The following is a 20,090-nucleotide window of genomic DNA, read 5'->3' as shown; positions in this document are numbered from 1 at the left end:
GTATCGCAACCACGCGTCGGGCGTTGTTTCCCGGCCCGCAAGGCAACGACGGTATGTTGAACCACCATGCGCACCGCCGTCACGGCCCTGCCGGACATCCTCGACCCGATGTACTGGCTGGGCGCCAACGGCGTCTTCGGGTCCGCGGTGCTGCCCGGGATCCTGATCATCGTCTTCATCGAGACCGGATTGCTGTTCCCGCTGCTGCCCGGGGAATCGCTGTTGTTCACCGGCGGGCTGCTGGCCGCGCACCCGAACCCGCCTGCCAGCATCTGGGTGCTGGCGCCCGCGGTCGCGCTGGTCGCGATCCTGGGCGATCAATGCGGGTATTTCATCGGGCGGCGGATCGGGCCGGCGCTGTTCAAGAAGGAAGACTCCCGGTTCTTCAAGAAGCATTACGTGACGGAGTCGCACGCGTTCTTCGAGAAGTACGGGCCGTGGGCGATCATCCTGGCCCGCTTCGCGCCGTTCGTGCGGACCTTCGTGCCGGTGGTCGCCGGGGTGTCGTACATGCGCTACCCGGTGTTCCTCGGGTTCGACATCGTCGGCGGCATCGCCTGGGGCGGCGGCGCGACGCTGGCGGGCTACTTCCTGGGAACGGTGCCGTTCGTCCACCAGAACCTGGAAAAGATCATCCTCGCCATCCTGTTCGTGTCGCTGATGCCGGCATTCATCGCCGCGTGGCGCGGCTACCGGGGGCGCCGCCGCGCGGGAAAGCAGCCCGCGGCCGAGCAGGAACCCGAGTCAGACCCGACTCCGCCGGTACGCAACGAAAGCGTCTAGCAGTTCCGGCCTGTCGACCGAACTGCGCTGCACGGCCTCACCTGGTGCCGCCCCGAGCAGGATCCGTTTGATCGGGATTTCCAAGCGTTTGCCGGTCAACGTCCGCGGGATACCGGCAACCGCGAGGACGGCATCCGGCACGTGCCGCGGTGAGGCGTGCCGACGGATCTCGCCGACGATGCGCGACTTCAACTCCTCGTCGAGTTCGACACCGTCCGTCAGCTCCACGAACAGCGGCATCCAATAGCCGCCGTCGTCCTGCTCGACGCCGACCACCAGGCAGTCGCGCACCTCGGGCAGGCCCTCCACCGCGCTGTAGATCTCGGTGCTGCCCATCCGGACACCCAACCGATTGAGCGTGGCATCCGAACGGCCATGCACCACAACCGATTCCCGGTCGGTGATGGTGATCCAGTCGCCGTGACACCACACGCCCGGGTACTTGTCGAAGTACGCGGCGCGGTAACGGCTGCCGTCGTCGTCGTTCCAGAAACAGACGGGCATCGACGGCATCGGTTGCGTGAGCACGAGTTCGCCCTCTTCGCCGATCACCGGATGTCCGTCGGCCGACCAGGATTCGACGGCCGCGCCCAGGCAGATGCACGACAGCTCGCCGGCAACCACCGGCAGAATCGGGCAACCGCCGAGGAACGCCGTGCACACGTCGGTGCCACCGCTCATCGAGATCACCGGAACGCACCGGCCGAGTCCCTCTTGTACCCAACGGAATCCGGACGCCGGCAGCGGTGAACCCGTCGAACCCACCGCGCGCAGGGCGTCCAGCGGATACGACGCACCGGGCTTCAGCCTTTCCTTGGCGCAGGCCAACAGGTAGCCGGCCCCGGTGCCGAGGAACGTGACACCGGCCTGGGCGGCGACCCGCCAGAGGCCGTCGGTCGTCGGATGGGTCGGGCTGCCGTCGTAGAGCACGATGGTGGTGTCGACCAGCAGACCGGACAGCTGAATGTTCCACATCGCCCAGCTGGTCGACGAATACCACAGGTACCGGTCGCCGGGGTGCAGGTCCAGCTGCAGGCTCAGATATTTCAGGTGCTCCAGCAGCACGCCGCCGTGGCCGTGCACGATGCCCTTCGGCTTGCCGGTTGTGCCCGACGAGAACAGCACCCACAGCGGGTGCGCGAACGGGACCGCCGTGGTCTCCAGGGCGGCTTCCCCACGGACGGCCGCGCCCCACGGCGTCACGCCGTCGGGGTCCACGTCGAGCCCGAGCCGCGGCACCACCACGGTGGCCCGCAGGGTCGGCAGTGCCCGCCGAATCATGGTCAGCTCGTCGCGGCGATCGATGCGCTTGCCGTGGTAGCGCGAGCCGTCGCTGGCCACCAACACGGCCGGCTCCAGTTGGCCCAGCCTGGCGACGACACCCTCGACGGCCAGGTCCTGATTGCACACCGCCCAGATCGCGCCCACGCTGGCCGCGGCCAGGGCGGCGACGACGGCTTCGGCGACGTTGGGCAGATACCCGACGACGGCGTCGCCGGGCCCGACGCCTAGGCCGTTCAGGTAGGCCGCGAACGCCGCCGTCTCCCGCTCCAGCCGGGCCCACGACCACTCGCTCGAGCCGTCCTCGCCGACGACGATTAGGGCGGGTCGCTCGGCGGTGGCGTGCCGGAATACCTCGGCGGCGTAGTTGAGCGTGGCGCCCGGAAACCACTCGGTGCCCGGCATGGCACGGTTGCCCAGCACCGAGCGGGGTGGGTTGGCCGCCTGGACGTCGAAATAGGTGAAGACCGCGTCCCAGAACCATTCGATGTCGGCCACCGACTTGGCCCACAGCGCGTGGTAGTCCTCGAATTCGCCGCGTCCGCTCTCGGCGAGCCAGCGCAGGAAACGGGTGAGGTTGGCTTGCGCCAGCGTTGCCTGGTTGGGGATCCAGTCGCCGGGTTCGGTCATGTCGCGCCGGCCGCCGTCACGGCGGTGACGTTACAGGCGGCCTCCATCAGCATCCACCCGGACAACTGCACAGACAGGTCGCGCTCGGCAACCTCGGATTCCATCACCGCGCCCGCGACGAATTGCGCCGCGTGGCCGTCGGCGGTGGGCAATTGCGCGTCGCGGTCCCAGAACGGCCCGAAGACCGGCAGCCCGTTCACCGTTTGCCGGTAGTCCCATGCGGATTTCGCGCTGGCCAGCACCAATGCGCGTGCGGTGTCGCGGGCCACCGCGTCGTCGGCGGAGTCGCCCGGCAGCGTGGTGGCCACCAGCGCGAGGTAGCGGGCGGTGATGCCGGCGAACAGTCCGCCGTCCCCGCCGCCGGCGCCCTTGAGCACCCTCGACGTCGCCATGTGCTCGTCGACGGCCGCGACCAGGCGGCGCACCCGCGCCTGATGCCGGGCCCTGGCTTCCGCGCCGGTGCGCGACGCCAACTCGGCTTCCAGCCCGAGCACCACGCCCTGGCAGTAGGTGTACTGCGCGCGTACCAGCGACCCGGCCTTGATGCCGTCGAACACCAGGTGCGTCTCGGGGTCGATCAGTGTGGCGTCGATCCAGTCGCCCATCTGCTCGGCACGTTTCAGGACGTCGGGATGGCTGTCGGAGTAGCGGGCCAGGAAGAGCCCCGCCGGTCCGTTGGCGGGCGCGTTGAAGAATTGGTCTTGCTTGCGCCATGGAATGCCACCGCCGTCCTCGGGCACCCACGCCGTGACGAACTGGTTGGCCAGCTTGGGCAACGCGCGGTGGCGTTCGACGCCCGCGATCCGCGCCGCCCGTTCCAGCGCCAGCGCCAGCCACGCCATGTCGTCGTAATAGCTGTTGGTCCAGCGAAAGTTGTTGCGCAGCCGGTGCGAGCGCACCTGGCGGTTGATCGCGGTGCGCCGCTGTGGCCGCGGATCCCGAAGCTGCGCATCGACGAGGCAATCCAGCAGATGCGCCTGCCACCAGTAGTGCCAGGTGCCGAACAAGCGGTCCTTGCGGGTCGACGGCCAGGCGACGACTCCGAGCTGGGTGCCCGGCAACGCCCACAGCCGTTTCAGGTGTCGTTGCGCGATCGCGGCTTCGGAGCTGGCCGCCCGGTTCGCCCATAGCTGGTCCATACCGTCCGATCCTGCCTCAAGCCGCGCCCGCCTCGTCGAGTGTGCGCTGACGGCTTTGAGTGTGCGTGCACGGCGGCGACACGCCGACAAATTCCGCCCTCAGTGCACACTCGATGCGGGAGATCAGATGCGCCCAGGAACACCCACTAGCTTGCCACCTACGAATTCGCAGTCGGGGGCGTTGGCCAGTTGGTTGAGGGAACCCGGCCGGTAGTGCACGGCTTGTGGTTTTGTGTGGGCGACGCAGTTCCAGACAACCCCGGTGTTCGATCGCGATGCTGGCGATGTCGCGGCCATCATGGCGATGGCAATCAGCGCAATGCCCAGTGCGGCCCCAAGCAGCTTGGCGTCCAATCTGATTGGATTGCGCGGCGCGGGGCGAGATACCGGCGGCGGGTTGTCCGCGCTCAGGTGGCTCAATTGTGCTGACAGGTAGCGGTTTTCGGCTTCCAGGCGCCCGATCTTCCGCTCGAGATCGGCGATGATTCCGACCGTGACTCGGTCGGCACCGTCGCCGGTGTCGCGGTCGTGCGGCTCAGTCACGGGTTCACGACGCAGCAGCAGCGCGGTAGTCACTGCCCCCGCCAGGAACAGCCCGCAACTGACGCCGAACGCGACGGTGTAGCCGTGCACTGCGGCGGCGGGTTGCAGAGCGGGGCTTGGGGGCCGATGACTCGCCATGTAGCGGGTCAGCGCGGACGCGAAAATGGTTGAGAGCGCGGCCGTTCCAATGGCACCGCCGATCTGCTGGCTGGTGTTCACCATCGCCGACGCGACGCCGGCATCGGGTCCGGCGACACCTGCCGTCGCCGTGGCGATCGCCGGCGCGAACGTCAACCCCATGCCTACTCCCAGGGCCAGAAGCGGGCCAAACACGTTGCCCGCGTAAGTGGAGTGGACGTCGAGCTGGGCCAGCCAGAACATGCCGCCGGCGGCGATCAGCATCCCGGGCGGAATCACCCGGCGGGGACCCAGCCTCGGGATCAATCGAGCGTTGGCCAGACCGGCCGCCACCGCGATACCACCGGCCAGCGGCAAGAAAGCCACGCCGGTCTTCAGCGGGCTATAGCCAAGGTTTTGCTGGGCATAGTAGGTCAGGAACAAGAAGGCGCTGAACATGCTGCAAAAGGCGATCATGATGGCCAGGTATGCGCCAATGCGGTTGCGGTCCATGACAATCCGCAGCGGCAGCAGCGGGGCGTCGGCCCGCGCCTCGATCACCGCGAAGGCGGCCAGCAGCAGGCCGCTGCCGATGAACATCACGACGGTCAGCGGCGCGCTCCAGCTGTGTGTTTCGGCGTTGGACAGGCCGTAAACCAGACAGAACAAGCCCCCGGAAGCGGTGATGACGCCGAGCCAGTCGAGCCGGGCCAGGCTGCCGCGGTGATCTTTCGCCGCCACCAACGCCAGCACCCCCGCGGCGGCGACCACCGCGAAAACCAAGTTCACGTATAAACACCACCGCCACGACAGCCACTCGGTGAGCGCGCCGCCGAGCAACAGACCCACGACGGCGCCGCCGCCGGCGATCGCGCCGTACACGGCGAACGCCTTGCCGCGCTCTTTGGTGTCGGTGAAGACGACGTTGAGGGTGGACAGGGCCGCCGGGGCCAGCACCGCCGCGAAGGCGCCTTGGAATGCGCGCGCGCCGGCCAGCACCGCGAAACTGGCCGCCGCGCCGCCGACCGCGGATGCGGCGGCGAATCCGGCCAGACCGATCAGCAACGTCCGGCGGCGCCCGAAGATGTCCGACAGCCGTCCGCCCAGGAGCAACAGGCTGCCGAACGCCAGCGAATAGGCGGTGATGATCCATTGCCGGCTTTCGACGCCGAAATGCAGGGACGCCTGCGCGGAGGGCAACGCGATGTTGACGATGGTGGTGTCGAGCACCACCATCAACTGGGCGATGCCGATGACCGCCAGGACCAGCCATGGGTGCTGTCCGCGCGGCCGCTGTTCACGGCCGGCGGCGCTGCCGGGAATGTCGGTTTGGGTGCTCACTGCCATGAACTGTCTGGTACCCGCTGAGGCGCGATCGAAAGCCGCGGCGCCGTTACCAGGCGCGGCTCAGGTCCGCGTGCTGCCGGATCCACGCGTGCATCGCGATCCCGGCGGCGACGCCGGCGTTGATGCTGCGCGTCGAGCCGAACTGGGCGATGGACACCGTGATCGCCGCACCGGTCCGGGTGTCGCCGGTGATGCCGGGCCCCTCCTGGCCGAACACCAGCAGGCACTCGCGCGGCAGCGCCGTCTCCTCCAGGCGCGCCGCGCCCGGAACGTTGTCCACCGCGACGACGGTCAGACCCGCGTCGGCGGCGAAGTCCAGCAGTTCGGCGGTGCTGTCGTGATGACACAGCCGCTGGTAACGATCGGTCACCATGGCGCCGCGGCGATTCCAGCGCCGGCGCCCGACGATGTGCACCGTGTGCACGGCGAATGCGTTGGCCGTGCGCACCACCGAGCCGATGTTGGCGTCGTGGCCGAAGTTCTCGATCGCCACGTGCAGCGGCTGCCGGCGCGTATCGATGTCGGCGATGATCGCTTCCCGCGTCCAGTAGCGGTAGGCATCGACGACGTTGCGAGTATCGCCGTCGCGCAACAGGTTTGGGTCATAGCGCGGGTCGTCGGGAAAATCGCCCTCCCAGGGCCCGACGCCCCCGGCCGGTACACCCCATTCGGTCGGTCCGGGTCCGGTCATTTCTGTGTCCACACCCCGGCGTGGGTGCCGTCGACCGCGACGGTCGCGTAGAGCAGCGCCTCGTTGATCTCGCCCTGGGTGCACAGCGACGCGTTGACGTGCACCGCGTCCAGCGACGCGTCGGGGAGGATCAGCACCGACGACCCGTACGCCGTGCACGCCGGATTCAATCCCGGCCCGGGCAGAGTCGGCGAGGAGAGCAACATCAACGGGCCGCCGCGCTTGGCCGAGTCGTCTCGATACCGGGCCGCGACGGAGTCGGCTTCCAGCCCCAGCAGCATGTAGCCGTTGCCGCTGAACGCCCCCGCATCGCCCAATTGCGCCTTGGTGACCGGGGTTCCGTCGGCGCGCCACGCCGACAGGCTGGTGGTCTTGACGACCAGGCCGGTGTCGTTGGCGTTGGTCGGCATCATCCCCACCGGAAAGGCCGCCGGATAGGCCGCCGATGTGTTCGGGATCCGGTCCCGCGGCGAATAGCTGTAGATCCCGCGGACCTGACTGTGATCCTTGAGCGGGCCGAGGCACACCGTGCCGGTCAGCCGGTCGGCGGGCGCCGACAACGGAGAGCCGAGGTCGTGCACGCTGGTCGCCGCGGCATCGCAACTGCCGAGCCCGGACGCCTCGATGGGATGCGCCAGCGCGCCGTACAGCCCGAAGCGGATGTCCTCGGCCTTGGCGTGCGGCGCGTGTGGGTCCTTGGACGCCACGGCGGCCGAGACGTCGACCAGCACGTAGTCGCCGTCCCAGCGCAAGTTCGACACCGACGTGTTCCAGCCGAGCAGCGCCAGCGATTCGCCGAGCCGCGCGCCCTGGGCGCCGTACGGGTTGACGGGATGGGTGGACCCCGAGCAGCCGAGCAGGCAAACCGCCAGACAGGCGAACACCGCGATGAAGCTGCGCATACCGCCCGCGGCCTACCCCAGCCCCAGATCGGCGAGGCCCAGCACGCTGCGGTACGACAGGCCCTCGGCCTCGATGGCCTCGGCGGCGCCGGTGGCGCGGTCCACCACGGTGGCCACGCCTATGACGTCGCCGCCCGCGTCCTGCACGGCGCGCACGGCCGTCAGCGCCGACGCGCCCGTGGTGCTGGTGTCCTCGACCACCAGCACGCGCTGGCCGGCGACCTCCGACCCCTCGATAAGGCGTTGCAGGCCATGGGTTTTCGCCGACTTGCGCACGACGAACGCGTCGATCGGCCGGCCCGGCGCATGCATGATGGCCGTCGCCACCGGGTCGGCGCCCAGTGTCAGGCCGCCGACGACCGCGTAGTCCCAGTCGTGGGTGAGCTCGCGCATCAGCCTGCCGATCAGTGCGGAGGCCCGGTGGTGCAGGGTGGCGCGGCGCAGGTCGACGTAGTAGTCGGCCTCCTTGCCGGACGACAGCGTCACCCGCCCGTGCACCACCGACAGCCGTCGCACGAGCTCCGCGAGCTCCGTGCGCTCGTCAGCTCCGGTCACGACCGCCGACTCTCTTCGTCGCGTGCGTAGAGTCGCGCGTAGCCGGCGCCAATCCCGGATGTGGGCCCGGTGATCAGGGCGACGGGGCGTGGCATGAGCGACAGTGTACTGACCGGACGCCGACCGGCCCGGCGCGCTATCAGCGCTGGTAGTTAGTGGCCTGATGGCCGTTGCGCCCCGAAGGCGGCGGACGCCCGCCCGGGTCGCGGCGCACCGGCTCGGGTTTGCGGCGGGCGCCCTGAACGTCGGAGCCCAGCAGCCCGGCCACGTCTTGCTGCGGGCGCCGCGAACTCAACTCCGCGCGCCCGGCCGGAGCCAACGGCCGGCTCGGTGACGCGTTGCGGAGGGCGGCCGGTGCCCCCGCCTCGGCGGCGGTCTCCTCCGGCAGCGGCGGCAACACCCGCAACAGGTCGTTGAACTGGCGGACCGTGCGCAGGCCCTCGTCCCACTGGGTGCGCGTGCTCGCGATCGGCATCGCGACCAACGTCCAGTTCTGCTCGTTCCACATGATCTCGGCGCTGTCGGGTGCCGTGTGCGCGAAGGTGACCATGCGCCGGTCGCAGGCCCGCCGCGCCGCGTCGAGGTTGGTGGAGTACACCATCCGCGGCCCGATCGCGCCCAGCAACCAAATGTCGCTCTCCCGTGGCTCTTTCAGTCCTTTGAGGCGCAGGTCGACGACGACGTTGGTGCCCACCTTGCGGTGCAGCGCGATCACCGTGGCGACTTCCTCGAGGTCGAAGATGTACACGGCCTCGCCGCGAATCTGACCGAGCACGACGTTGTGTGCCGGGACATCGCCGACCGTCGACATCACCCCGCGCTTCCAGCGCTTGAGAATGTCGGTTGATTCACGTTCGAAGTCGAAGCCGTGCGACCGCGCCCACGATCGACGCCGCCTGCTGCGTCCCCGGCGTCGATCGATGTCGACGTACAGCAACACCACCGCGCCGACAAAGCACAGCGCGGAGAGCGTGAACCAGAGGGGGACCATCCCCAACAGGGTATCTGCTATCGGCCGGGAATACCGAAATCGACCAGGTCACAACCCCATCACAGGACGAGCCGACGGCGCTTTTTGCGCCGAACGTCAACTGTTGGGCGATTTCGGGCGAAATGCCGACAACAAGTCGACGCTCGCGCCGTTAGCCGAGAACCAGCGAGTCGCCGTCGGGACTGACGTTGACGGGCACCACGTCTCCGTCGTGCACCTCGCCCGCCAGCAACATCTTGGCCAGCTGGTCGCCGATGGCCTGCTGCACGAGCCGGCGCAGCGGCCGGGCGCCGTACACCGGGTCGAAGCCGCGATGCGCCAGCCACTTCTTGGCCGGCAGCGACACTTCCAGCTGCAGCCGGCGTTGCGCCAGCCGCTTGCCCAGCTGGGCCAGCTGAATGTCGACGATCTGCACCAGCTCTTCGGGGTTGAGGCCGTCGAAGACCAGCACGTCGTCCAGGCGGTTGATGAACTCCGGCTTGAACGTGGCGCGCACCGCGGCCAGCACCTGCTCCTCGCTGCCGCCCGACCCGAGGTTGGACGTCAGGATCAGGATCGTGTTGCGGAAGTCCACGGTGCGGCCCTGGCCGTCGGTCAGGCGACCCTCGTCGAGCACCTGCAGCAGCACGTCGAACACGTCCGGGTGGGCCTTTTCGACCTCGTCGAACAGCACCACCGTGTAGGGGCGCCGGCGTACCGCCTCGGTCAGCTGACCGCCCTGGTCGTATCCGATGTAGCCGGGGGGCGCGCCCACCAGGCGGGCCACCGAGTGCTTCTCGCCGTACTCGCTCATGTCGATGCGGACCATCGCCCGCTCGTCGTCGAATAGGAAGTCCGCCAGCGCCTTGGCCAGCTCCGTCTTGCCGACACCGGTGGGGCCCAGGAACAAGAACGAGCCCGTCGGCCGGTTGGGGTCGGCGACCCCGGCGCGGCTGCGGCGCACCGCATCGGACACGGCCTGCACGGCCTTCCGCTGGCCGACGACGCGCTTGCCGAGCTCGTCTTCCATCCGCAGCAGCTTGGCGGTTTCACCCTCGAGCAGCCGTCCGGCCGGGATGCCCGTCCACGCCGACACCACGTCGGCGATGTCGTCGGGACCGACCTCTTCCTTGAGCATCACGTTCTCGCGGGCCTCGGCCTGCGGCAGCGCGGCGTCGAGTTTCTTCTCCACCTCGGGGATGCGCCCGTAGCGCAGCTCGGCGGCCTTGGCCAGGTCACCGTCGCGCTCGGCGCGCTCGGATTCGCCGCGCAACGTCTCCAGCTGCTCCTTGAGCTCGCGCACGACGTCGATCGCGTTCTTCTCGTTCTGCCAGCGAGCGGTCAGCTCGGCCAACTTCTCCTTGTGATCGGCCAGCTCGGCGCGCAGCTTCTCCAGCCGCTCCTTGGACGCCTCGTCCTCTTCCTTGGCCAGCGCCATCTCTTCGATTTCGAGCCGGCGCACCAGCCGCTCGACCTCGTCGATCTCGACGGGCCGCGAGTCGATCTCCATTCTCAATCGCGACGCGGCCTCGTCGACGAGGTCGATGGCCTTGTCCGGCAAGAAGCGCGCCGTGATGTAGCGGTCGGACAGCGTCGCCGCGGCCACCAGCGCGGAGTCGGTGATGCGCACACCGTGGTGCACCTCGTAGCGGTCCTTCAGCCCGCGCAGGATGCCGACGGTGTCCTCGACCGACGGCTCGCCGACGAAGACCTGCTGGAAGCGCCGCTCCAGGGCGGCGTCCTTTTCGATGTGCTTGCGGTATTCGTCGAGGGTGGTGGCGCCGACCAGTCGCAGCTCGCCGCGGGCGAGCATCGGCTTGATCATGTTGCCGGCGTCCATCGCGCCCTCGCCGGTCGCGCCCGCGCCGACGATGGTGTGCAGCTCGTCGATGAACGTGATGATCTGACCGGCGGAGTTCTTGATGTCGTCGAGCACGGCCTTGAGCCGTTCCTCGAACTCGCCGCGATACTTGGCGCCGGCCACCATCGACCCGAGGTCCAGCGCGATGACGGTCTTGTCCCGCAGGCTTTCCGGCACGTCGCCGGCGACGATGCGCTGCGCCAGGCCCTCGACGATGGCGGTCTTGCCGACGCCGGGCTCGCCGATGAGCACCGGGTTGTTCTTGGTGCGACGGGAGAGCACCTGCACGACGCGGCGAATCTCGTTGTCCCGCCCGATAACCGGGTCGAGTTTGCCCTCGCGGGCCCGTCCGGTCAGGTCGGTGGAGTACTTTTCCAGCGCCTGGTAGGTGGACTCGGGATCGGGGCTGGTGACCCGGGCGCTGCCGCGCACCTTGACGAACGCCTCCCGCAACGCTTGCGGCGAGGCGCCGTGTCCGGTCAGCAGCTTGGCGACGTCGGAGTCACCGGTGGCCAGCCCGACCATCAGGTGCTCGGTGGAGACGTATTCGTCGTCCATCTCGGTGGCCAGCTGCTGGGCGGTGGTGATCGCGGCCAGCGATTCGCGGGACAGCTGCGGTTGCGAGCTGGCGCCGCTGGCCTGGGGCAGCTGGTCCAGAAGCCGCTGCGCTTCGGCGCGGATGGTGGCGGGCTCGACGCCGACAGCCTCCAATAGCGGCGCGGCGATCCCGTCGTTCTGGGTCAGCAGCGCCAACAGCAGGTGAGCGGGTCTGATCTCGGGATTCCCCGCTTCGCTCGCCGCCTGCAGGGCCGACGTCAGGGCCGCCTGCGTCTTGGTTGTCGGGTTGAAAGAGTCCACGACACCTCCGTTCGAGTATGTAGTGAAAATGCTTGTCGCGATGTTCAACGTCGTCAAGGTTGAGTCTGTTCCGCTCAACTCTACCGAAATTAGAATCGGCGTCCGTGGGCTTAGACGACCGGGACGCGCTGCAAGTGCTGCGCGATGCCTTCGTGCCGGAGGGTCCGGGGCTCGGGAACGAACTCGTCCGCCGGTTCTACACCAACTGGTTCGACCTCGACGTCTCGATCCGCGACCTGTTCCCGCCCGAAATGGAGGCCCAGCGCGCCGCGTTCGCCCACGCGCTGCACTGGGTGTACGGCGAGCTGGTCGCGCAGCGCGCGCAGGAGCCAGTGGCCTTTCTGGCCCAGCTCGGCCGGGACCATCGCAAATACGGTGTGTTGCCACCACATTACGAAACGTTGCATCGCGCGCTGTACGCATCGCTGCGCGGGCACGTCGGCGATCGCTGGACCGACGCGGTCGACGACGCGGCCACCCAGTCACTCAACCTGATCACCGGGGTGATGAGCGGGGCCGCCGACGCCGAAGAGGGACCCGCCTGGTGGGACGGCACCCTGATCGAGCACCTTCGGGTGTCCCGGGACCTCGCGGTCGTCCGGCTGCGGCTGGACCGGCCGATGCCCTATCACCCGGGCCAATACGTCAATGTCCAGGTTCCGCAGTGCCCGCGCCGCTGGCGGTATCTGAGCCCCGCCATTCCGGCCGACCCGGACGGCGGCATCGAATTTCACGTCCGCCTGGTTCCCGGCGGCTTGGTCAGCACCGCGATCCTCGAGGAAGCCCGCCCCGGCGACCGCTGGCGGTTGTCCAGCCCGCATGGCGGCATGAGCGTCGACCGGGGCGGCGGCGACGTGCTGATGGTGGCGGGCAGCACCGGCCTGGCCCCGCTGCGGGCGTTGATCATGGACATGTCCCGCTACGCCGAGAACCCGCGGGTGCACCTGTTCTTCGGCGCCCGGTACTTCTGCGAGCTCTACGACCTGCCCACCCTGTGGCAGATCTCCGCGCACAATCCGTGGCTGTCGGTCTCGCCGGTCACCGAGTACAACCGCGATCCACCCTGGTCCGCCGACTACCCCGACGTGACGCCGCCACGCGGCCTGCATGTGCGCCAAAGCGGAAGGTTGCCCGACGTGGTGACCAAGTATGGCGGCTGGGGCGACCGGCAGATCCTGATTTGCGGCGGGCCGGCGATGGTCCGCGCAACCAAGGCCGCTCTGATCGCCAAAGGGGCCCCACCGGAACGCATTCAGCACGACCCGCTGTCACGTTAAGCTGACCGCGTGCATGTGGTGACCCTGCACGATGCGTCGTCATCGGTGACCGCGCAGTGGGTGCCCGACGCGGGCATGATCGGAACGTCGCTGACGGACTCCGGTATCGAGTTGCTCGGGCAACGCCGCGGGCTGGACGCCTACCTCTCCGACGGCAAGACGATGGGGATTCCGATTCTGTATCCCTGGGCAAATCGATTGGGCGACAAGACATATACGGCAGAGAACATGACCGTGACGCTGGCGCCGGGCGAAAACGGTGTGCGTGCCGATCCCAATGGGTTGCCCATCCACGGCGTACTGGCCGCCTACCCGGGCTGGCGGGTGACGGCGCAGTCGGCCGACGAGTTGACCGCCGAGCTGGACTTCGGCGCCGATACCCGGTTGCTGGCCAGCTTCCCCTATCCGCATCTGCTGACGGTGGAAGTGGGCCTGGCAGACCGGCGGCTGACCGTGCGCGCCACCGTCACCGCAACCGGGGAGACGGCCGTTCCGTTGTGCTTCGGCTTTCATCCGTATCTGCGCCTGCCGGACGTGGCCCGCGGGGAGTGGATCGTCGAGACGCCACCGCTTCGTCATCTGAGCCTGGACGAGAAGGGGCTGCCCACCGGCGAATCGGAAGAGCAGCCGGCGCGGGAAGAGCCGTTGGGCGACAACGCCTTTGACGATGCTTACGACGAGGTGGCCGATGGGGAGGTGTTCGCCGTGTCCGGCGGTGGGCGACGCCTGGAAGTGCACTTCGAGCGGGGGTATCCGGCGGCGCAGATCTTCGCGCCGCTGGCCGAGGACGTGATCTGTTTCGAGCCGATGACGGCGCCGACCGACGCGCTGCGCCGGGGTGGCTATCGGTCCGCGCACCCCGGCAAGCCAGCGGTCACCCAGTTCTCAATCCGGGTTTGAGCGACGGAGCGACAGGTGACCAGCCCCGGACACCCCCAGGTCGGACACATGATGCGCCACTTCGAAGTGGTGAAGTCACTCCTCGACGAAGAGGTTGAGCGGATGGGTGCCGAGTCGTTCGTGGTCAGCGATCAGGCGGGCACCGTCGAGGTGACACTCAATGGTCATCTGCGCCTCACCGATCTGCGTATCGATCCGCGAATCCTGGGCCTGGGCGCTGCAGAGGTTACCGCGCGGATCAACGAAGCCCTTGGCGCAGCAACCGATTTCGCGTGCGATTGCGTCGAAACCGACCTTGAAGAGCTGCACGGCCGGGTCGCCGAGGCCTTGGCCGAGCTGCGGGACTTGTCACCCCCGACGTAGGTCACACCCAGATGCGACGGTCTTCGCGGTGGGCCGATGGCGCCTCCAGCTCCGCGTTACCGTCGGCGCCCACGGTGTAGGGAAAGATCAGCCCGATTGCGACGCCCTCGCGATGTTCGGCCCGGATCTCGATGCCGTCCCGATTGGCCTCCGTCAAGCTCACGTTGAATGCGACGACGGCGGCGCGCAGGCTGTCTTTCAAATCGCCGAGGGCACGCCACTGCGCGTCGAGCTGGTCGGCGATCTGTAGCTCCCGAGCGCGTGGGTAGTTGGGCTGAATGGCTTGGCGCTCACCGCGAGTGGACACCGCGAGCGTGAACGGCAGGAACTCGCCCGCCGATGCGATGCGCTCCAGAGCGAATTCGACTGCAGCGTCGACCAGATCGTCAAGGTCGGCTTGCGCTTGTTCCGTCACGGTGTCTCGCCAGCCCATGCGCCTGAGGGTAGCCTGCGATCAGGACAGCTTTCGAAAGGTGCTGAGCATGGCCGACGCGCTGCGCGCCTACTGCGCCGAGCTCACGCACGCGTCCCAGGCGGCCACTGGAGCCGCGGGCGAGATCGACGGCCTGCGCGGCAAGCTGGGAACACAGATGGACAACCTGGCCCGGACCTGGACCGGGCAGGCGGCGACGGCCTATCTGAACGTGTGGACCGAGATCAACGACGAGTGCGGCCAGATGCTCGCCGACTTGCGCTGGATCGGGGAATCACTCGCCGCCGCCGCAGCGGGCTACTCGCAAATGGACAACAGCGGAGCGCAGGCCCTCGGCGGCGTCAGGCCTAGCGGTTCGGGCGGAGTCTGATCATGGCGCGGCGCACTGTCAACGAGGCCGAGCTGGTGGACGCGGCCGACGCGATGCGGCAGTTCTGTCAGGCCATGAAGGACCGACTCGACGAGGTGGCCACCGATTTGAAGGGTCTGCAGAGCAGTTGGGAAGGCGTCGCGTTCGACGCATTCCTCGAGCGGCTGCAGCACTGGCAGCGCTGGGCGGACGAGATGAGCGAGGTGGTGTTCGACATGCACCTCAATGCGCATATCGCGCACCGCAACTACATTCACAACGCCGAGGTCAACACTTCGATGTGGGGCGGATAGCGGCCGGGCTGTTTTTCGGCGGGTTAGCGGGCCCATAGTCGGAGGGAATCGCAGTGACGCGCAAGGAGTTTGGAAACGGGTCTGGTAGGGCTGCGAGCTGGCCGCGGTCGGTGGGCTCGTCGGTGGGGGCATAGAGCGCCCCCTCGGCGTAATAGGTGGTGTGCTCGGGCGGCAGATACTCGCGCACCAGGGGCAGATAGTCGGTGCCCAGCCAGGTCCACCAGATCGGGTTCGCGGGCAATCCCAAGATCCCATCGTCGTCGCGCAGCAACCCGCTGAGGTCCCAGCTGTGATCCGGAGGACCCGCGAGTTTGTGGTTACGCAAGACTTCGCCGGTGGCGAGCACACAGCCGCGTCGCCGGGCGTACTCGACGAAGAAGCGCCGCACGGTGTTTCGCCAGCGCGGGTCGTCCAACGGCTCGGCCACCATGCGGATGCTGTCGATCAGGATGCCCCCCCAATCAGGTGCGTACAGCCCTCCGTCGAGGACAGGCAGGGTCGCCGTAAAGGACGGCGAATAGAAACCCCCTTTGGATCGGCCATAGCTCGAGATGAAAGCTTCGTCCCCGTCACGGTCCAGCTTGTGCTGGTATGGGTAATACTCCCCGAAGCGGCGTGGAAGTGCTTCCGGCAGAAGCTTTCTCGCCAGCTCAAGCCAGAGCGTGGGCGCGTTGGGCGCCGAGGCCGGCGAGTACCAATGCAGGTCGAGGATACGGATCAGCTCGGCGGCGGGACGGGTTGCTTTACGGGCCGCCCTGGCGCCGAGGATGTCCTCGGTTTGCTCGTCGAATGCGACCCCACCCGCGGCAACTGCGAGGGCTTTGGCGAACCGCCGTGCGGGCCGCACCTCGGCGGGGTCGCTGCCCTCGACGACGACCTGCCAGCTGGTCGTGGGCTCCAGCACGTACGGCACCACGTCGTCGGGCACATCCTCGGGCTCGATCTCGTACGGCCCGAAGATGGTGAACGCGTATTTTTCCTGCTTACCGCGCAACACGGTCAACTCGTGATCGCCGCTGTCGCCGGCCGCCAGGCCAGGAACGGATTCGATGACCGCTTCCAGCTCTTCATCGTCGATGCGGGACGCCGCGTAGACCGTCAGGTCATAGGACATCGCGTGAGTACTCCGATTCGCGTGTAATCACAAAATCCCAGGTTGCCATAGAATCGATCCGCTAGTGCGAGAGTGAGGCGGGGGCCGCCGTGACCGACGTTGATCCAGAACTGTTCTACGACGCGGCCGCTGCATACAAGGAGAACAGCGATCACACCGCCGCCGCGCTGGGCAAGCTCACCGGGGTGGATCCCTCGACCGCTGCCGGAACGCACGGGGTTGGTCCACAGTGGGCGACGGCCTACGACACGGCAGCCGACGAGGTCGGCCAGATCGCCTACCGGCTGGTAAATGTCTTCAGCAACTTGGGAAGCCTGCTCCGCCAGGACGGCGTCAATCACGACGAGACGGAAGAGGCCTCCACGCTCAACCAACGTGACGCTTACGGCGCGCCGATTACCCCGCCCGGCGAATCCGCCGGGACCTACATTGAGGCTGCCGTGAAGGTGGGTTCGGTGGCCGGGGGCGGCGACCCCGAGCCGCCGCATTGGGATCTGGTACGCGGTCAAATCGTCGATGGCTGGCCCGACGGGCACCCTGACCGCGCGCTGGCCGCGTCGACGGCGTGGGAGACGTTTGGTCACGATCTGGTCCATATCGACGATCAGCCCGGGGCGGCGGAACAACGACTCATTGTCGACGTTCAGGCGGCCGAAATCGACTTCGTCGTTGCGCGACTCAACGAGGCCCGCGGACTCAGCACCGATGTGGCCGGCGCCTGCGGCGACATGTCGCGTGCGGCCAAGGACTACGGAAAAGAACTCAAGTCCGTCAAGGACGACATGAGGTCCATCGTCAACTACCTGCACATGATCTTGACCATCTTGGATGCCTACCCCCCGGTGTTGCGCCCAATGACCGAGGCGATCAAGCAAACGTTCATCGCGACGGCCGTCACTCAGATCAACGGGCTCAATGCCGCGCTCCGGGTGACCGCGACCTCGTCGATGAAGGACCTGGGATCGGCGGGCACGGCGATGGGCGCTGCGCTGCCTGCGATCAAGTCGTTGCTGACGCTCGTGCCGCGCAACGTCAACCCCACGCCCGCGCAGCGGGTCAACGAGAACCGACACAAGGGCGCCCGCGCCGAGGCGCTCGCCGGCATCGACCCAAATGTGCCGAAGACGCCGATCCAGGTGATCGACCAGGATACGGGTGAACGGAGAACCCGCATTCCAGACGAGATCGATCGAGACGCGGGCGTGGTGCGTGAGGTCAAGAACGTACAAAGGCTCACAGCGACCCAGCAGATCCGTGACATGGCGCAGTGGGCGAAAGAAAACGGCTATAAATTCGTCATCGTCGTGGACAAGGGTCGCACTGACTACACCGGACTGGTAGAGACAATGAAAACGAAGTATGGGTTGGACGTGGAAATCGACAGTAGCACGAACCTGTCATGACGAACTACGAGGATGACCCCGAGGCGTGGCCCGAGTACCGGCGTGCGATGAAGCGCCAGCTCGACGAAGCGGATATCCCCGAAGACACTGTGTGGCAATTGGTTAACTCACGCTACGACTACCCGCAAGCCGTGCCGATCATGGTCGACTGGCTCCAACACCTCGACGAACGAGTTCCACCCGGCGAAGCGCGCCGGTCAATGCGGGTGGGCTTGATCCGCAATCTGATCACCAAGAATGCGAAGGGCAATCGCGCCGCTGCTGACATCCTGTTCCATCAATTTGAGGTGGAGCCACCGTTATCGAACGAGGAACTCGAGGCCACTGGATTTGCGCTGGCCCAAGTAGCGGACCGCTCCGACTTCCCGCGAGTGGCGGCCCTGATCCGCTCCGAGCGCGACTTTCCCACCAAATCGGTACTGGTTGAGTGGCTCGGCCGATTCAAAACCGAAGAAGCCAAAGAGATTGCTGTTAGCCAACTTCCGAATCCTGGAACACGGATTCAGGCCATGCGCGCTCTGGTGCGCCAGAAGGCCACCGGGGTGCGTGACGCGGTCGCCGTATACCTCGACAACGAACACGAGGTCTTCCGCAAGGAAGCACGCAAGACCCTCGACAAGCTTCCAAAAGAATAGGGCCTCTGATGAGGTCCCCCGGCGAGCCCGAGACCTGGCCGGAGTCCCAGCAGGCGATGAAACGCGCACTAGACGCCGCCGACATTCCCGAAGACACCGTCTGGGAACTGATGAACTCGCGCTTCGACTATCCGCAAGCGGTCCCGATTATTGTCGACTGGTTACAACATCTCGATCAACGCGTCCCGCCCGATGAAGACCGTCGAGCATGGCGTGTTGGGTTGATACGCAACCTCATAACCAAACACGCAAAGGGTAACCGCGCAGCCACCGACATCCTGTTTCACCAGTTCGACATCGACCCGCCGCTCAGCAACGAAGAACTCGAAGCCACAGCCTTCGCGCTGGCCAAAGTCTGTGAACGGTCGGACTTCCCGCGGGTTGCCGCTCTCATCCGCTCCGATAGGTATTTTCCCGCAAAATCTCAGTTGGTGAACTGGATAGGCCAATTCAAGACCGAGGAGGCGAAACAGCTCGCCGTTAGCCAGCTCAACGATCCCAGAACACGGTCCGCCGCCATGCGCGCCCTGGTGTGTCAGAAGGCTACCGGCGTGCGTGATGCGGTCGCCGTGTACCTCGACAACGAACACGAAGTCTTTCGTACGGAAGCACGCAAGGCCCTCGACAAGCTTCCGAAGGAATAGGAATCTCTCGTGAGGTCGCCCGGCGAGCCCGACACCTGGCCGAAGTCCGAACAGGCCATGAAACGTGAACTCGACGCAGCTGGCATCCCCGAAGACACCGTCTGGGAGCTTATGAATTCGCGCTTCGACTACCCGCAAGCCGTCCCGATCATGGTCGATTGGCTACAGCACGTCGACGAACGCATCCCGCCCGACGAAGACCGGCGTGCGTGGCGCGTTGGGTTGGTACGCAACCTGATCACCAAACACGCCAAGGGGAATCGTGCGGCCGCCGATATTCTATTTCACCAATTCGACATCGAGCCTCGCTTGAGCAATGAAGAGCTCGAGGCTACGGGCTTTGCGCTGGCCCAAGTCGCGGACCGCTCTGACTTCCCACGCGTGGCCGCACTGATTCGATCGGAGCGCGATTTTCCTGCCAAATCGGCATTGGTCCAGTGGCTGGGACAGGTCAAAACCGAAGACGCCAAAGAGCTTGCCGTTAGCCAACTTCCGGATCCCGGGACACGAATTCAGGCCATGCGCGCCCTAGTGCGCCAGAAGGCCACCGGCGTGCGCGACGCTGTCGCGGTATACCTCGACAACGAACACGAAGTCTTCCGCAAGGAAGCACGCAAGACCCTCGACAAACTTCCCGAAGATTGAATGTCCCGGCCGGAATGAGTAGTTATAGCGACGACCCCGAGACCTGGCCAGAATATCGCCGGGCGATAAAGCGCGAACTCGACGAAGCAGGCATCCCCGAAGACACCGTGTGGCAGCTGGTTAACTCTCGCAACGACTATCCGCAAGCCGTCCCGATCATGATCGATTGGTTGCAGCACATCGATGAGCGCGTCCCTGCGGGAGAGGACCGACAAACGCTGCGCGAGGGTCTGGTTCGCAACTTGATTACCAAGCACGCCAAAGGAAACCGCGCCGCCATCGATATCTTGTTTCACCAGCTCGAGATCGAACCTGGTCAGCGGGGGTTGTCTCTTA

Annotated in this window: 20 protein-coding genes and 2 pseudogenes; 11 read left to right on the top strand and 11 right to left on the bottom strand. The window is 66.9% G+C overall.

All coding sequences use genetic code 11. The annotated features are described in order from the left end of the window. Positions 1-66 precede the first annotated feature (66 nt). Complete coding sequence (locus tag A5745_RS03605) at positions 67-783, top strand: DedA family protein (protein ID WP_076062740.1); 717 nt, start codon at positions 67-69, stop codon at positions 781-783. Here the strand turns inward: A5745_RS03605 and A5745_RS03600 are convergent. The 9 genes and pseudogenes from A5745_RS03600 to clpB all read right to left on the bottom strand — a co-directional run bounded on the left by A5745_RS03600 (position 745) and on the right by clpB (position 11,677). Further along, on the bottom strand, positions 745-2,694 hold the full coding sequence (locus A5745_RS03600; protein WP_076115124.1) for an acetoacetate--CoA ligase: 1,950 nt from the start codon (positions 2,692-2,694) through the stop codon (positions 745-747). The genes A5745_RS03605 and A5745_RS03600 overlap by 39 nt on opposite strands. Then, complete coding sequence (locus A5745_RS03595) at positions 2,691-3,833, bottom strand: glycoside hydrolase family 76 protein (protein WP_076115123.1); 1,143 nt, start codon at positions 3,831-3,833, stop codon at positions 2,691-2,693. Before A5745_RS03595 ends, A5745_RS03600 begins: the two co-directional genes overlap by 4 nt. Positions 3,834-3,956: 123 nt before the next feature. After that, positions 3,957-5,840 (bottom strand): MFS transporter, encoded by a 1,884-nt coding sequence (locus A5745_RS03590; protein ID WP_083662692.1) that lies wholly within the window; start codon positions 5,838-5,840, stop codon positions 3,957-3,959. A 46-nt stretch (positions 5,841-5,886) separates the two neighbouring features. Beyond that, a complete protein-coding gene (locus A5745_RS03585; RefSeq protein WP_076115121.1) occupies positions 5,887-6,531 on the bottom strand; it encodes an RNA methyltransferase in 645 nt (214 codons plus the stop codon). Continuing rightward, positions 6,528-7,433, bottom strand: coding sequence for a hypothetical protein (locus A5745_RS03580; RefSeq protein ID WP_076115120.1), 906 nt, complete (start codon positions 7,431-7,433; stop codon positions 6,528-6,530). Before A5745_RS03580 ends, A5745_RS03585 begins: the two co-directional genes overlap by 4 nt. Positions 7,434-7,445: 12 nt before the next feature. Continuing rightward, a complete protein-coding gene (gene pyrE, locus A5745_RS03575) occupies positions 7,446-7,988 on the bottom strand; it encodes an orotate phosphoribosyltransferase (protein WP_076115119.1) in 543 nt (180 codons plus the stop codon). Between the two features lie 17 nt (positions 7,989-8,005). Next, positions 8,006-8,083, bottom strand: a pseudogene (locus tag A5745_RS24195) (short-chain dehydrogenase); the annotation flags it as partial. Between the two features lie 44 nt (positions 8,084-8,127). After that, positions 8,128-8,979, bottom strand: a complete 852-nt coding sequence (gene ttfA / locus A5745_RS03570) for a trehalose monomycolate transport factor TtfA (protein ID WP_076115118.1) — start codon at positions 8,977-8,979, stop codon at positions 8,128-8,130. A gap of 151 nt (positions 8,980-9,130) precedes the next feature. Then, a complete protein-coding gene (clpB, locus tag A5745_RS03565) occupies positions 9,131-11,677 on the bottom strand; it encodes an ATP-dependent chaperone ClpB (protein WP_076062807.1) in 2,547 nt (848 codons plus the stop codon). Between the two features lie 104 nt (positions 11,678-11,781). Between clpB and A5745_RS03560 the strand changes: the two genes are divergently transcribed. The 3 genes from A5745_RS03560 to A5745_RS03550 are packed head-to-tail and all read left to right on the top strand — an operon-like array spanning position 11,782 to position 14,217. After that, positions 11,782-12,954 (top strand): FAD-binding oxidoreductase, encoded by a 1,173-nt coding sequence (locus tag A5745_RS03560; RefSeq protein ID WP_076115117.1) that lies wholly within the window; start codon positions 11,782-11,784, stop codon positions 12,952-12,954. A gap of 9 nt (positions 12,955-12,963) precedes the next feature. Further along, positions 12,964-13,854 carry an aldose 1-epimerase gene (locus tag A5745_RS03555; protein WP_076115116.1) on the top strand — a complete coding sequence of 297 codons (891 nt, stop codon included), beginning with the start codon at positions 12,964-12,966 and terminating at the stop codon, positions 13,852-13,854. 15 nt (positions 13,855-13,869) lie between these two features. Then, positions 13,870-14,217: a YbaB/EbfC family nucleoid-associated protein gene (locus tag A5745_RS03550; RefSeq protein WP_139329433.1), complete on the top strand. Its 348-nt coding sequence runs from the start codon at positions 13,870-13,872 to the stop codon at positions 14,215-14,217. A 1-nt stretch (position 14,218) separates the two neighbouring features. Here A5745_RS03550 and A5745_RS23915 read toward each other — a convergent pair whose 3' ends face one another. Further along, a complete protein-coding gene (locus A5745_RS23915) occupies positions 14,219-14,650 on the bottom strand; it encodes a hypothetical protein (protein WP_076062759.1) in 432 nt (143 codons plus the stop codon). A 49-nt stretch (positions 14,651-14,699) separates the two neighbouring features. On the opposite strand from A5745_RS23915, the gene A5745_RS24560 reads away from it, so the two are divergent. Together A5745_RS24560 and A5745_RS03535 are read left to right on the top strand one after the other, a co-directional pair. Next, entirely contained in the window at positions 14,700-15,020 is a 321-nt protein-coding gene (locus A5745_RS24560) for a WXG100 family type VII secretion target (protein WP_170874507.1), read from the top strand. A 2-nt stretch (positions 15,021-15,022) separates the two neighbouring features. Next, the gene (locus tag A5745_RS03535) at positions 15,023-15,313 is read left to right on the top strand and encodes a WXG100 family type VII secretion target (protein WP_076115114.1); all 291 of its coding nucleotides are present in this window, start codon (positions 15,023-15,025) and stop codon (positions 15,311-15,313) included. Here A5745_RS03535 and A5745_RS03530 read toward each other — a convergent pair. Continuing rightward, the gene (locus tag A5745_RS03530; protein ID WP_076062764.1) at positions 15,288-16,427 is read right to left on the bottom strand and encodes a hypothetical protein; all 1,140 of its coding nucleotides are present in this window, start codon (positions 16,425-16,427) and stop codon (positions 15,288-15,290) included. The genes A5745_RS03535 and A5745_RS03530 overlap by 26 nt on opposite strands. A gap of 89 nt (positions 16,428-16,516) precedes the next feature. On the opposite strand from A5745_RS03530, the gene A5745_RS03525 reads away from it, so the two are divergent. The 5 genes and pseudogenes from A5745_RS03525 to A5745_RS03505 all read left to right on the top strand — a co-directional run. Further along, positions 16,517-17,830: a putative toxin gene (locus A5745_RS03525; RefSeq protein WP_076115113.1), complete on the top strand. Its 1,314-nt coding sequence runs from the start codon at positions 16,517-16,519 to the stop codon at positions 17,828-17,830. Next, positions 17,827-18,465 carry a HEAT repeat domain-containing protein gene (locus A5745_RS03520; RefSeq protein WP_076062767.1) on the top strand — a complete coding sequence of 213 codons (639 nt, stop codon included), beginning with the start codon at positions 17,827-17,829 and terminating at the stop codon, positions 18,463-18,465. Before A5745_RS03525 ends, A5745_RS03520 begins: the two co-directional genes overlap by 4 nt. 8 nt (positions 18,466-18,473) lie before the next feature. Further along, complete coding sequence (locus A5745_RS03515) at positions 18,474-19,109, top strand: hypothetical protein (RefSeq protein ID WP_076062769.1); 636 nt, start codon at positions 18,474-18,476, stop codon at positions 19,107-19,109. 9 nt (positions 19,110-19,118) lie between these two features. After that, positions 19,119-19,754, top strand: a complete 636-nt coding sequence (locus A5745_RS03510) for a hypothetical protein (protein WP_076062770.1) — start codon at positions 19,119-19,121, stop codon at positions 19,752-19,754. A gap of 14 nt (positions 19,755-19,768) precedes the next feature. Then, positions 19,769-20,090: pseudogene (locus tag A5745_RS03505) on the top strand (hypothetical protein); the annotation flags it as partial.

This window comes from Mycobacterium sp. IS-2888 (assembly GCF_001954215.1).
Lineage (GTDB): Bacteria > Actinomycetota > Actinomycetes > Mycobacteriales > Mycobacteriaceae > Mycobacterium.
This window is presented reverse-complemented; position numbering and strand designations above follow the sequence as displayed.

Excerpts from the sequence above, each read along its gene's own strand:
- A5745_RS03605 (WP_076062740.1), top strand. The coding sequence starts at position 67 with ATGCGCACCGCCGTCACGGCCCTGCCGGACATCCTCGACCCGATGTAC.
- A5745_RS03600 (WP_076115124.1), bottom strand. The coding sequence starts at position 2,694 with ATGACCGAACCCGGCGACTGGATCCCCAACCAGGCAACGCTGGCGCAA.
- A5745_RS03535 (WP_076115114.1), top strand. The coding sequence starts at position 15,023 with ATGGCGCGGCGCACTGTCAACGAGGCCGAGCTGGTGGACGCGGCCGAC.
- A5745_RS03515 (WP_076062769.1), top strand. The coding sequence starts at position 18,474 with ATGAGGTCCCCCGGCGAGCCCGAGACCTGGCCGGAGTCCCAGCAGGCG.
- A5745_RS03530 (WP_076062764.1), bottom strand. The coding sequence starts at position 16,427 with ATGTCCTATGACCTGACGGTCTACGCGGCGTCCCGCATCGACGATGAA.
- A5745_RS03580 (WP_076115120.1), bottom strand. The coding sequence starts at position 7,433 with ATGCGCAGCTTCATCGCGGTGTTCGCCTGTCTGGCGGTTTGCCTGCTC.
- A5745_RS03595 (WP_076115123.1), bottom strand. The coding sequence starts at position 3,833 with ATGGACCAGCTATGGGCGAACCGGGCGGCCAGCTCCGAAGCCGCGATC.
- A5745_RS03585 (WP_076115121.1), bottom strand. The coding sequence starts at position 6,531 with ATGACCGGACCCGGACCGACCGAATGGGGTGTACCGGCCGGGGGCGTC.
- A5745_RS03520 (WP_076062767.1), top strand. The coding sequence starts at position 17,827 with ATGACGAACTACGAGGATGACCCCGAGGCGTGGCCCGAGTACCGGCGT.
- A5745_RS24560 (WP_170874507.1), top strand. The coding sequence starts at position 14,700 with ATGGCCGACGCGCTGCGCGCCTACTGCGCCGAGCTCACGCACGCGTCC.
- ttfA (WP_076115118.1), bottom strand. The coding sequence starts at position 8,979 with ATGGTCCCCCTCTGGTTCACGCTCTCCGCGCTGTGCTTTGTCGGCGCG.
- A5745_RS03590 (WP_083662692.1), bottom strand. The coding sequence starts at position 5,840 with ATGGCAGTGAGCACCCAAACCGACATTCCCGGCAGCGCCGCCGGCCGT.
- A5745_RS23915 (WP_076062759.1), bottom strand. The coding sequence starts at position 14,650 with ATGGGCTGGCGAGACACCGTGACGGAACAAGCGCAAGCCGACCTTGAC.